Genomic DNA, 11,114 nt, shown 5'->3' on the forward strand with positions numbered 1-11,114 from the left:
CGTACGCGCGCCGAGGGCCGTCGCCGTGTGCGGCCCGGCCGGTGGCTCATGAGGCGAGGCCCCACTCGTCTCGGCCGTCGATCAGCGTGCGCTCGTAGCGCAGCAGCTCGGCCTCGGGGTACAGCACCCGCTTGCCGACTTTGATGCCGCGCGGTCCCTTCTTGATCTGGCGCCAGTAGCGGACGGTGCTCTCGGCTGTGCGGTAGCGCTCGGCGACCTCGGCGGTGGTCAGGTATCGCATACATTCCCATTCGGCTAGGTGGCAATTCGATCTGCATAGGTTGTACCTGGCGATCGCCGGTTAGCCAAATCGGGAAGCTCATGTTTCAATTTGGATAGCGATGGTCGTGATGGAGGTTCGATGGCAGGCGACAAGCCCGAAGGCGGCGAGGTGCCGCTGCTCTACAGCGAAGGGAACGTGGCTGCGCGCGTGGCCCTGGAGCGCGAAGTCAGAGGGTGGAGCACCACCGAGCTGGCGGAACGGGTGACCAGGGCCGGCGTCAAGATGAACCAGACGGCGGTCTGGCGCATCGAGAACGGCACCCCGCGTCGCCGGATCAACCTTGACGAGGGTCTCGCTTTCGCGCGCGTCTTCGAGCTCCCCCTTGAAGAGCTGATGTCTCCGCCCCTGGAGGGGCTCGATGTCAACGCCCGGCGGCTCGCGCAAGAGGCCGTCGAGGCGTTCTACGAGACGCGTGAGGCGCAGGACCGCCTGCACCGAGCCGTCACCGCCATCGCGGAGCACATTCAGGCCCACCCGGACAGCTCACGGGCCATCCACGAGCAGTGTCTTCGCCTCATGGGTGACGTGCGCGACGCCCGCACCCTCACCGAGGACATCGAGGGCGGCGGCCACTACCGATAACCGAACCGAAGGAGAGGCCACTTGGCCAACATTCAGAAGCGCCCCGACACCGGCAAATGGCGGGCCCGCTACCGCGACCTGGACGGAAAGGAGCACGCCCGTCACTTCGACCGCAAGCTCGATGCCCAGCGCTGGCTCGACGAGGTCACGGCCAGCGTCGTCACCGGCCAGTACGTCGATCCCCGCGCCGGACGAATCTCGTTCGAGACCTACGCGAAGAGGTGGGAGGAGTCGCTCATCGCCAGCGAGGCGGGCGGGCGCATCACCGACAACGCGCTGCGGCTCCACCTCGTACCGGCGCTGGGAGCCCGCTCCATGGCGGCGATACGCCGCAACGACATACAGGTGCTGTTCAAGCGCCTGTCCGACCAGCTCGGCCCCGGCAGCGTACGGAACGTCTACGACGTCCTCGTACGCGTCATGACGGCGGCCGTGGACGACAAGGTCATCGCCTCCAGTCCGTGCTGCAGGATCACCCTCCCGGCCATGCCGGACGAGGAGGTCACCCCGCCCACGGTCGAGCAGGTCGAGGCGATGGCGCGGGTGATGCCGCCGTACGTCCGCGCGGCCATCGTCACCCTCGCCGGATCAGGGCTGCGCATCGGCGAACTGCTGGGCCTGAAGGTGTCGGACGTCGACTTCAAGGCAGGCGCCATCCGCGTCGACCGGCAGCGCCTCCAGTCCGGGAAGATCGGGCCGCCGAAGACCGCGAAGTCCCGGCGGACGGTTCCGGTCGGCGAGGTCGTCACGGATGTCCTCCTGGCGCACCTGGCCGCCAGGTCTTCCCAGGAGTGGCTGTTCACGATGGAGGAGGGCGAGCCCCTCAACTATCGCCGCTGGAAGACGGAGTGGAACTGCGCCCGTAGGGCGCTACAGAAGGCGGAGAACGAGGCGGCCGAGCGCGAGGGCCGCAAGCCTGTCGGGCTGCCGCCCCACCTGTGGCCGGGCGAAGAAGACCGCACCCGGTCCGTCATGGACGCCGTGCTCGGCGGCCTGCGGACCGGGTGCGGACTCGAAGACCAGGCGATCAAGGAAACCGCAGGTCAGAGGGCATGATCGAAGATCAAGCCTTCTTGGTCTCCCAGAAGATCTTGTCGATCTGGGCGATGTAGTCCAGCGCCTTCTGGCCCGTCGCGGGGTCCGTCGAGGCCTTCGCGGCGCTGAGCGCCTTGAGGGCGTCGTTGACGAGCTGGTGCAGCTCCGGGTACTTCTCGAAGTGCGGGGGCTTGAAGTAGTCGCTCCACAGCACCGAAACGTGGTGCTTGGCGAGCTCCGCGCGCTGCTCCTTGATGACCGTGGCGCGCGCCTGGAAGTGCGCGTCGTCGTTGGCCGACATCTTCTCCTGGACGGCCTTGACCGACTCGGCCTCGATGCGGGCCTGGGCCGGGTCGTACACGCCGCAGGGCAGGTCGCAGTGTGCGCTGACCTTCACCTTGGGGGCAAACAGGCGGGAGAGCATGTAAGAGCTTCCTTCCTCGTGATCGTCTTCTCAGGGGGGACATTACTCCGTGAGAGACCTGTTTTCGCGGGTGCCCCCATGGGCTTAGGTCAAAAGTCCAGGGTGAGTATGGGACTGGTGGAGGAACGGACCGGGAGGGCCGGATGGTGGATCAAGGGCGGGAGCCGACAGCGATGTTCGGGGTCGCCGAGGTGACGGGTCTTTCCATGGTGCCGACACTGCTGCACCGGGATCAGCTGCTCGTGCATTACGGGGCGCAGTTGCGCGTGGGGGATGTGGTCGTACTGCGGCATCCCCTGCAGCAGGATCTGCTCATCGTGAAGCGGCTGGTGGACCGGCGGGACGGTGGGTGGTGGGTGCTCGGCGACAATCCGGACGCCGAGGTCGTGGACAGCCGGGCGTTCGGGGTGGTGCCGGCCGAGCTGGTGCTGGGGCGGGTCAGGGCGCGGTACCGGCCGATCCGCGCCGGGCGTCAGCGGTCGGCCGCGGTGGTGCTCTCCTGGCTGGTTTCCGCCGTACGGCCCGTGCTGGCCGACCGGTCCGTCTCCAGGCGCTTGCGCGCCCGGTAGGCGGCGACGTTGGCGCGGGTCGCGCAGCGGTCGGAGCAGTAGCGGCGCGAGCGGTTGGTCGAGGTGTCGAGGTAGGCGTTGCGGCACGGCGCGGCCTGGCACAGGCCGAGGCGGTCCGCGCCGTGCTCGGTGAGGTGGAACGCCAGGCCCATCGAGGCGATGGCGGCGTACCCCGCGGTCGCGTTGGACGGGTGGTCGGCGAGGTGCATGTGCCAGTCCGGGCGGCCGTCCTCCTTGCGCGTCCCGTGGCCGGAGATCTGCGGGCTGACCGGGAATTCCATCAGGAGTGAGTTCAGCAGGTCGACGGCGAGGGTCTCGTCGCCCCCGTCGGCCGCCTCGAAGACCGCGCGCAGGCGGGCCCGTACGGACCGGAAACGCGTGACGTCCGCGTCCGTGGCACGGCGGGCCGCCGACGCGTTGCCGCCGAACAGGGCCCTGACCGCGTCCACCGACGTGAGGGTGTCCTTGTTGCGGGCCGGCTCCTCGCTGTTGACCAGGCGCACGGCGTAGTCCGAGTAATAGGCCAGTTCCACTTGTAGTCCTTACGGGGGCGGTCTAGAGTTTTCGTAATGGCTGGTCGTGCTTCGAGGGTATTACGGTACGGAACGGAGTGGAGGAGTGCTGATGGCGGAGACGGACATGGAGTCGACGACGGGTACGGACTGGGCGGGCTGGCAGGAGAGCTGGGACCGGCAGCAGGAGTGGTACATGCCCGACCGCGAGGAGCGGTTCCGGGTCATGCTCGACATGGTCGAGGCGCTGGTCGGCCCGGAGCCGCGGGTGCTGGATCTGGCATGCGGTACGGGAAGTATTACGGACCGGCTGCTCAAGCGGTTCCCGAAGGCCACCAGTACGGGCGTCGACCTCGACCCGGCGCTCCTCGCCATCGCGCGGGGGTACTTCGGCGGGGACGAGCGGGTCACCTTCGTGACGGCCGACCTGAAGGACCCGCAGTGGACGAGCGCGCTGCCGTACGAGACGTACGACGCCGTCCTCACCGCCACCGCGCTGCACTGGCTGCACAGTGACGACCTCGTCACCCTGTACGGGCAGCTGGGCGGCCTCGTGCGCGCCGGCGGAGTCTTCATGAACGCCGACCACATGAAGGACGAGGGCACCCCGCGCATCAACGCGGCCGAACGCGCCCACCGGCACGCCCACATGGACCGTGCCAGGGCCGAGGGCGCGGTGGACTGGGCCGACTGGTGGGCCCTGGCTGCCAAGGACCCCGTACTCGCGGAGCCGACCGCCAGGCGCTTCGAGATCTACGGCGAGCACGCCGACGGCGACACCCCGAGCGTCGAGTGGCACGCGCGGACACTGCGCGAGGCCGGCGGGTTCGGCGAGGCGCGGGCCGTGTGGCGCTCGCCCTCGGACGCGCTGGTGCTGGCGGTGAAGTAGCCGAAGGCGAAGAAGGCGGGAAAACGAGAGAGGCGGTGCGGACCCGGGTCCGCACCGCCTCTCTCGTAACCGCCTAATCACTACAGCACCTTCGAAAGGAACGCCTTCGTGCGGTCGTGCTGCGGGTTCGTCAGTACGTCGCGCGGGTTGCCCGACTCGACCACAACGCCGCCGTCCATGAAGACGAGGGAGTCACCGACTTCACGGGCGAATCCCATCTCGTGCGTGACGACGATCATCGTCATACCGTCCTCGGCGAGACCGCGCATGACGTCGAGTACGTCGCCCACCAGCTCGGGGTCGAGCGCCGACGTCGGCTCGTCGAAGAGCATCAGCTTCGGCTCCATGGCCAGCGCGCGGGCGATCGCCACGCGCTGCTGCTGACCACCGGAAAGCTGTGACGGATAGTTCCCGGCCTTGTCGGCCAGGCCGACCCGGTCGAGCAGGCGCTCGGCGCGGGCCCGGGCGACTGCCTTGGCCTCGCCGCGCACCTGGACCGGTGCCTCCATGACGTTTTCTATGGCCGTCATGTGGGGGAAGAGGTTGAAGCGCTGGAAGACCATGCCGATATCGCGTCGCTTGAGGGCGACCTCGCTGTCCTTGAGCTCGTAGAGCTTGTCGCCCTTCTGGCGGTAGCCGACGAGCTCACCGTCGACCGACAGCCGACCGGCGCTGATCTTGTCGAGGTGGTTGATGCAGCGCAGGAATGTCGACTTGCCGGAGCCCGAGGGCCCGATCAGGCAGAACACCTCGCGGGGGGCGACTTCGAGGTCGATGCCCTTGAGGACCTCGACGGCGCCGAAGGACTTGTGGACGCCTTCGGCCTTCACCATGGCGGTCATGCCGTCACTCCCTTCGGGCGGCGCAGCGAAAAGACACCGGACTTGATCTTCTGCAGCGGGGTGGGCGGCAGGCTGCGGCTGGAGCCACGGGCGTAGTACCGCTCGAGGTAGTACTGCCCGATGCTGAGGATCGAGGTGAGGATCAGATACCAGGCGGCAGCCAGGAAGAGCATTTCGACGGGGGCGCCGGAGGTCTGGCCGATGTCCTGGGCCTGCCGGAACAGCTCGGAGAACTGGACCACCGACACCAGCGAGGTGGTCTTGAGCATGTTGATGACTTCGTTGCCCGTGGGCGGCACGATGACACGCATGGCCTGCGGGATGACGATCCGGCGCAGGGTCTTGGTGTGGCTCATGCCCAGGGCGTGCGAGGCCTCGGTCTGACCCTCGTCGACCGAGAGGAGACCGGCCCGGCAGATTTCCGCCATGTACGCGGCCTCGTTGAGGCCGAGACCGAGCAGCGCCGTCAGCAGCGGCGTCATGAACGAGGACCAGTAGTCCTTGTAGATCGGCCCGAGGTTGATGTACTCGAAGACCAGGCCGAGGTTGAACCAGACGATGAGCTGGACCAGGACCGGCGTCCCGCGGAAGAACCAGATGTACCCCCATGCGATCGAAGAGACCACAGGGTTCTTCGACAGGCGCATCACAGCCAGGGTGATGCCGCCGACCACGCCGATCGCCATGGAGAGGATGGTGAGGAGCAGGGTCTGGCCCACACCATTGATGATCCGGTCGTCGAAGAAGTATTCGGGGACGGCGTCCCAGTTGATCTTGCCTTGGGAGAAGGCATAGATGATCGAGGCGAGCAGGGCGACGGCGATGACCGCGGACACGTACCGCCCGTAGTGCCGGACCGGGATGGCCTTGATGGCCTCCGGTCCAGCCGCGGGGGTTGGCGCGTCGTCGGGTTCGTCCGTCTTGTTGACGTCAGCAGTCACGGGTAGTGCCTTTCAGAGCCTGGCCGGTATCAGGAGCCGCCGTTGATCTTGGCTTCCTTGACAGCGCCGGCCTCGACGCCCCACTTCGAGAGGATCTTGTCGTACTCGCCGTTCTTGATGATCGCGTCAAGGGCGAGCCGCAGCGCTTCGGCGAGCTCCTTGTTGCCCTTGGCGACGGCGATGCCGTACGGGGCGGCCTGGACCTGCTCGCCGACGAGCTCGAAGTCCTTGCCGCCGCCGGACGTCTTCACGGCGTACGCCGCGACCGGGAAGTCGGAGGAACCGGCGTCGCCGCCACCGCCGCGCAGGCGGGTCTGGGCCTGCTGGTCGTTGTCGAAGGACTCGATCGCGATCTTGCCCTTCTTGTCCTTCTCGCACTTCTTCGACTCGGCCTTGGCCATGTCGTGCGAGACGGTGCCGCGCTGGAGGACGACCTTCTTGCCGCAGAGGTCGGACCAGGTCTTGATGCCCTGGGTCTTGCCCTTGGGGGTGTAGAACGAGACGCCCGCGGTGAAGTAGTCGACGAAGTCGACGCCCTCGCCGACCTTCTTGCCGGTGTCGGGGTCGATGCCCTCCTGGCGGGCCTTCGAGTCCGTCATGGCCGACATGGCGATGTCGTAGCGCTTCGAGCGCAGGCCGGTGAGGAGGGTGTCGAAGGTGCCGTTCTCGAACTGGAACGTCACGCCGAGCTGCTTGCCGAGTGCTGCGGCGATGTCGGGGTCGATACCGACCGTCTTGCCCGTCTTGTCCTTGAACTCGACCGGCGGGTAAGCGATGTCCGAACCGACCTTGATGACACCCTTGTCCTGGATGGCCTGAGGCAGCTTGTCGGCCAGCGGCGCAGACGAGACCTTGGCGGGGCCGTCCTTCTTGCCGGAGCCGGTCTGGTCGCCGCAGCCGGCGAGCAGCAGAGCGCCGGCGACCGCGATAGCGCCGACCGCAGCTGTCCTGGACTTGAGGGCGGTCGTACGACGGGTGGTGCGTGCGGTCATGGTTGGTTCCTCCGGCGGGAAAGGGGAGTGGCCTGGGAGGTCGGGCACACTGCTTCGAGTATCGCGACCTCGTGTGATTACGGCATCTTGCCATTCGGACCAGCCCATTCAGGGCTCCAGTCATGTCAAAATCGGGTAACGGGTGACCCCCGAATCTCAACAGGCCGGTACATCAAGGCCGGACCATCTGTTGAGCACTGCCATTTCGGCCGGAAAATCTCCGGTCCGTCTCGCCATTCGGAACCGATTCATGCCACGAAACGGACTTGTCCCCACATGCGCGCATGAGTCGTGTCACCGCGGTGATACGGGCTCGTCGTCGATGCCGCCGATCAGGTAGAAAAGACGGTTACACCCCTCATCCGGGGCTCAGGGCGCGTGTGCGGCGCGCCCGCGCGTACGTACCTCCTCTCTGTCAGGGCGGGCCAACCGCCCAGCGCAGGGAACGGACGCGGTGCCCGCCCACCCCTCCTCAACCAGGAGCGGCCACCCTCAACTGATGAAGACTTAAGGGGTAAAACAAATGGCAGCGGAGATCGTCAATCCTCGCAGCGACAGCACTACGGAGAACAGTGCGGAAGGGGCTCCCGAGGAGCCCTTCGATCCGGCCTTCGCCCTGCACCGGGGCGGCAAGATGGCCATTCAGGCGACCGTGCCGGTGCGCGACAAGGACGACCTGTCCCTCGCGTACACGCCGGGCGTCGCCAAGGTGTGCAGCGCGATCGCGGAGCAGCCCGAGCTCGTGAACGACTACACCTGGAAGTCGAACGTCGTGGCCGTCGTGACGGACGGCACGGCGGTCCTCGGGCTCGGCGACATCGGCCCCGAGGCCTCGCTCCCCGTCATGGAGGGCAAGGCGATCCTCTTCAAGCAGTTCGGCGGCGTCGACGCGGTGCCGATCGCGCTCGCGACGACTGACACGGACGAGATCATCGAGACTGTCGTGCGGCTCGCCCCGTCCTTCGGTGGTGTGAACCTGGAGGACATCTCGGCGCCGCGCTGCTTCGAGATCGAGCGCCGGCTCCAGGAAGCGCTGGACATTCCGGTCTTCCACGACGACCAGCACGGCACGGCCGTGGTCACCCTGGCCGCGCTGCGCAATGCCGCCAGGCTCACCGGCCGTACGCTCGGCGACCTGCGCGCCGTGATCTCGGGCGCGGGTGCGGCCGGGGTCGCCATCGCGAAGTTCCTGCTGGCGGCCGGGCTCGGCGACGTGGCGGTGGCCGACCGCAAGGGCATCGTCAGCCGGGACCGCGAGGACCTGACGGACGTCAAGCGCGAGCTGGCCGAGATCACGAACCGGGCGGGGCTCAGCGGCTCGCTGGAGACGGCGCTGGCCGGCGCCGACGTCTTCATCGGCGTCTCCGGCGGTACGGTGCCGGAGGCTGCGGTTGCCTCGATGGCGCCGCAGGCGTTCGTGTTCGCCATGGCCAACCCGAACCCCGAGGTCCACCCGGACGTCGCGCACAAGTACGCGGCGGTCGTCGCGACCGGGCGCAGCGACTACCCGAACCAGATCAACAACGTTCTGGCCTTCCCGGGGATCTTTGCGGGTGCGCTCCAGGTGCGGGCCTCCCGTATCACCGAGGGCATGAAGATCGCGGCGGCGAACGCGCTGGCCGATGTCGTCGGTGACGCGCTGGCCGCGGACTACGTGATCCCGTCCCCGTTCGACGAGCGGGTCGCCCCGGCTGTCACGGCGGCGGTCGCCGCGGCGGCGCGCGCGGAGGGTGTCGCGCGCCGGTAGGCGTGGGCTTCGCCCGTACGGGCCGTGCCGGACCCCTGGCCAGGGGTCCGGCACGGCCCTTGCGTTTGGGGTGGGCGGGGCTGGGCCGGGCAGGCTGGACGTTGCGGCCACTCTCAAAGTGTCCGCGCCGCTCACATGAGGGACGCGTGTCACACCGGTGCGTGGTTCCTTCCCGCACTCGTCCGCCCTATCGTCATGGTCATGTTCGCTGCCTACGCCGCCCGCATCGACCGTGACCAGCCCCTGAATGGCCTTGAGCTGGGCGATCGGCCCGCGCCCGAGGTGAAACCCGGCTGGACCACCGTCACCGTCAAGGCCGCCTCCCTCAACCACCACGACCTGTGGTCGCTGCGCGGCGTCGGTCTCGGTGAGGAGGCTCTGCCGATGATCCTCGGCTGCGACGCCGCGGGAATCGACGCCGACGGCAATGAGGTCGTCGTGCACTCCGTCATCGGCGAGACCGGCCACGGCGTCGGGCCGCGCGAGAAGCGGTCGATCCTGACGGAGAAGTACCAGGGAACCTTCGCCGAGCAGGTCACCGTCCCGGCGTGGAACGTGCTGCCGAAGCCCAGGGAGCTGTCGTTCGCGGAGGCCGCCTGCCTGCCGACCGCCTGGCTCACGGCGTACCGGATGCTCTTCACCAACGCCGGCGTGCGCCCCGGTGACGCGGTCCTGGTCCAGGGCGCCGGCGGCGGTGTCGCGACCGCCGCGATCGTGCTCGGCAAGGCGGCGGGGTTGCGGGTGTACGCCACCAGCCGCGACGAGGCGAAGCGCAAGCGGGCCGTCGAGCTGGGCGCGGTGGAGGCGTACGAGCCGGGTGCGCGGGTGCCGCAGCGCGTGGACGCGGTGATCGAAACAGTCGGCGCCGCCACCTGGTCGCACTCGGTGAAGTCGCTGCGGCCCGGCGGCACGCTGGTCATCTCGGGCGCGACGAGCGGCCCGAACCCGCCGTCCGCCGAACTGAACCGGATCTTCTTCCTGGAGCTCAAGGTCGTCGGCTCGACGATGGGTTCCAAGGACGAGCTGGAGGACCTGCTGTCCTTCTGCGCGGCGACGGGTGTACGCCCGGTCATCGACGACGTCCTGCCGCTGGACCGGGCCCGCGAGGGCTTCGAGCGGATGGCGGGCGGGGACCTCTTCGGAAAGATCGTGCTGACGACCTCTTGATGGATCGTCAGTTCTGCTGATGTGCTCTCCGGCACGCGACGACGACGTGCTGCTGGAGGGATGTCCGTGGTGTCTGTCCGAACTCGAACTGTCCGTGGAATCGCCGCTGTTGTCTGTACGGTCGCGCTGGCGGCCGGGGTCCTGACCCCGGCCGCAGGGGCGCGGGAAGCCGGTGGCGGTGACGCGGTCCCCCGGCTCACCGACGACCGCGGCCGCGTCCTCACGCTGCGCGGCTGGAACGTCGAGGACAAGACGAACCGCGGCGACAAGGCGCTGTCCGCCATCACCGAGCGCCACTTCCGCGACCTGAACGCCCGCGGCTTCAACTTCGCCCGGCTGCTCGTCTTCTGGGACGACCTGGAGCCCAGGCGCGGGCAGTACAGCGCGGCGTACCTCCGCAAGATCGAGCGGATCCTGGACTGGGCGGAGAAGTACGGCATCCAGGTCCTGATCGACGCCCACCAGGACGTCTTCGGCCCGGCCTTCGGGCATCGGGGCATCCCGGAGTGGGCGACGCGCACCGACGGGCTGCCGTTCACGCCGAATCCCGACGACTGGTTCTCGGAGTACTTCCAGCCGGCCGTGCAGCGCGCCTTCACCCATCTCTACGAGGATCCGGATNNNNTCGGCTACGACCTGATCAATGAGCCGATGGGTGAGCTGAGGGAGGGCGAGGACCTGCCCACCGCGGCCCGCCGCATCGAGCGCGACCAGATCACACCGATGCACAACCGCCTGGCGGACGCCGTCCGTTCGGTGGACCGCGACAACTGGGTGTTCGTGGAGCCGACGCCGATCGTGGGCGAGGGCGTGCCCACCGGACTCGGGAAGATCAAGGACCCGAAGGTCGTGTACGCCCCGCACTTCTACAACACCGCCATGGAGGCGGGCGCCGACTACGACCCGGCGGCCGGCTGGATCGAGTCGTACGAGGCCGCCGTCACGGCGTATCCGAAGCAGCACCGCGTGCCGGTGGTCGTGGGGGAGTGGGGGCCGCTGAACAACTCCCTCCCCAACATGGGGCGCTTCTACCGCGAGGCCCTCGCCTCCATGAACCGCTACAGCTCCGGCTGGGCGGGCTATGTGTGGTGCTACGGCGGCGGCTACTGCGCGGTGGACGCGGCGGGGACA

General features: G+C 68.2%; 13 protein-coding genes. 7 read left to right on the forward strand and 6 right to left on the reverse strand.

Going from position 1 to position 11,114, the window contains the following annotated elements:
* Window positions 1-46: 46 nt before the first annotated feature.
* Window positions 47-241 (reverse strand): AlpA family transcriptional regulator, encoded by a 195-nt coding sequence (locus tag J7E91_RS19935; RefSeq protein WP_030207232.1) that lies wholly within the window; start codon window positions 239-241, stop codon window positions 47-49.
* 120 nt (window positions 242-361) lie between these two features.
* On the opposite strand from J7E91_RS19935, the gene J7E91_RS19940 reads away from it, so the two are divergent.
* The gene (locus J7E91_RS19940) at window positions 362-865 is read left to right on the forward strand and encodes a helix-turn-helix transcriptional regulator (RefSeq protein WP_214906612.1); all 504 of its coding nucleotides are present in this window, start codon (window positions 362-364) and stop codon (window positions 863-865) included.
* 21 nt (window positions 866-886) lie between these two features.
* Window positions 887-1,921, forward strand: coding sequence for a site-specific integrase (locus J7E91_RS19945; RefSeq protein ID WP_214906621.1), 1,035 nt, complete (start codon window positions 887-889; stop codon window positions 1,919-1,921).
* 7 nt (window positions 1,922-1,928) lie between these two features.
* On the opposite strand, the gene sodN is transcribed toward J7E91_RS19945, so the two are convergent.
* Window positions 1,929-2,324, reverse strand: a complete 396-nt coding sequence (gene sodN / locus J7E91_RS19950) for a superoxide dismutase, Ni (protein ID WP_214906624.1) — start codon at window positions 2,322-2,324, stop codon at window positions 1,929-1,931.
* A 143-nt stretch (window positions 2,325-2,467) separates the two neighbouring features.
* On the opposite strand from sodN, the gene sodX reads away from it, so the two are divergent.
* Window positions 2,468-2,893: a nickel-type superoxide dismutase maturation protease gene (gene sodX / locus J7E91_RS19955; protein ID WP_214906627.1), complete on the forward strand. Its 426-nt coding sequence runs from the start codon at window positions 2,468-2,470 to the stop codon at window positions 2,891-2,893.
* Here sodX and J7E91_RS19960 read toward each other — a convergent pair.
* On the reverse strand, window positions 2,797-3,426 hold the full coding sequence (locus J7E91_RS19960) for an ABATE domain-containing protein (protein WP_214906629.1): 630 nt from the start codon (window positions 3,424-3,426) through the stop codon (window positions 2,797-2,799). The genes sodX and J7E91_RS19960 overlap by 97 nt on opposite strands.
* Window positions 3,427-3,532: 106 nt before the next feature.
* Here J7E91_RS19960 and J7E91_RS19965 point away from each other — a divergent pair, with 106 nt between their 5' ends.
* Window positions 3,533-4,294, forward strand: coding sequence for a trans-aconitate 2-methyltransferase (locus J7E91_RS19965; protein WP_214906659.1), 762 nt, complete (start codon window positions 3,533-3,535; stop codon window positions 4,292-4,294).
* Between the two features lie 80 nt (window positions 4,295-4,374).
* Here J7E91_RS19965 and J7E91_RS19970 read toward each other — a convergent pair whose 3' ends face one another.
* Genes J7E91_RS19970 through J7E91_RS19980 form a run of 3 tightly spaced genes read right to left on the reverse strand, consistent with a single transcriptional unit; the run spans window position 4,375 to window position 7,069 of the window.
* Window positions 4,375-5,136 (reverse strand): amino acid ABC transporter ATP-binding protein, encoded by a 762-nt coding sequence (locus J7E91_RS19970; RefSeq protein ID WP_028811707.1) that lies wholly within the window; start codon window positions 5,134-5,136, stop codon window positions 4,375-4,377.
* On the reverse strand, window positions 5,133-6,077 hold the full coding sequence (locus tag J7E91_RS19975; protein WP_214906631.1) for an amino acid ABC transporter permease: 945 nt from the start codon (window positions 6,075-6,077) through the stop codon (window positions 5,133-5,135). The genes J7E91_RS19970 and J7E91_RS19975 overlap by 4 nt, the downstream gene beginning before the upstream one ends.
* 29 nt (window positions 6,078-6,106) lie before the next feature.
* Window positions 6,107-7,069, reverse strand: coding sequence for an ABC transporter substrate-binding protein (locus tag J7E91_RS19980; protein ID WP_214906639.1), 963 nt, complete (start codon window positions 7,067-7,069; stop codon window positions 6,107-6,109).
* A 523-nt stretch (window positions 7,070-7,592) separates the two neighbouring features.
* Here J7E91_RS19980 and J7E91_RS19985 point away from each other — a divergent pair.
* The 3 genes from J7E91_RS19985 to J7E91_RS19995 all read left to right on the forward strand — a co-directional run.
* Window positions 7,593-8,816 carry an NADP-dependent malic enzyme gene (locus J7E91_RS19985; RefSeq protein ID WP_214906641.1) on the forward strand — a complete coding sequence of 408 codons (1,224 nt, stop codon included), beginning with the start codon at window positions 7,593-7,595 and terminating at the stop codon, window positions 8,814-8,816.
* 201 nt (window positions 8,817-9,017) lie between these two features.
* Window positions 9,018-9,983, forward strand: a complete 966-nt coding sequence (locus J7E91_RS19990; RefSeq protein WP_214906643.1) for a zinc-binding dehydrogenase — start codon at window positions 9,018-9,020, stop codon at window positions 9,981-9,983.
* A 60-nt stretch (window positions 9,984-10,043) separates the two neighbouring features.
* Window positions 10,044-11,114, forward strand: a 1,071-nt coding sequence (locus J7E91_RS19995; protein ID WP_214906645.1) for a glycoside hydrolase family 5 protein, incomplete at its 3' end; no start/stop codon positions are given.

Origin of the sequence: Streptomyces sp. ISL-99 (assembly GCF_018614005.1) — a bacterium.
In the GTDB taxonomy this organism is placed as follows: Bacteria; Actinomycetota; Actinomycetes; order Streptomycetales; family Streptomycetaceae; genus Streptomyces; species Streptomyces flavidovirens.

Bases quoted from the DNA above. Each gene is read 5' to 3' on its own strand.
- J7E91_RS19935 (WP_030207232.1), bottom strand. From the start codon at position 241: ATGCGATACCTGACCACCGCCGAGGTCGCCGAGCGCTACCGCACAGCC.
- J7E91_RS19940 (WP_214906612.1), top strand. From the start codon at position 362: ATGGCAGGCGACAAGCCCGAAGGCGGCGAGGTGCCGCTGCTCTACAGC.
- sodN (WP_214906624.1), bottom strand. From the start codon at position 2,324: ATGCTCTCCCGCCTGTTTGCCCCCAAGGTGAAGGTCAGCGCACACTGC.
- sodX (WP_214906627.1), top strand. From the start codon at position 2,468: ATGGTGGATCAAGGGCGGGAGCCGACAGCGATGTTCGGGGTCGCCGAG.
- J7E91_RS19965 (WP_214906659.1), top strand. From the start codon at position 3,533: ATGGAGTCGACGACGGGTACGGACTGGGCGGGCTGGCAGGAGAGCTGG.
- J7E91_RS19970 (WP_028811707.1), bottom strand. From the start codon at position 5,136: ATGACCGCCATGGTGAAGGCCGAAGGCGTCCACAAGTCCTTCGGCGCC.
- J7E91_RS19980 (WP_214906639.1), bottom strand. From the start codon at position 7,069: ATGACCGCACGCACCACCCGTCGTACGACCGCCCTCAAGTCCAGGACA.
- J7E91_RS19985 (WP_214906641.1), top strand. From the start codon at position 7,593: ATGGCAGCGGAGATCGTCAATCCTCGCAGCGACAGCACTACGGAGAAC.
- J7E91_RS19990 (WP_214906643.1), top strand. From the start codon at position 9,018: ATGTTCGCTGCCTACGCCGCCCGCATCGACCGTGACCAGCCCCTGAAT.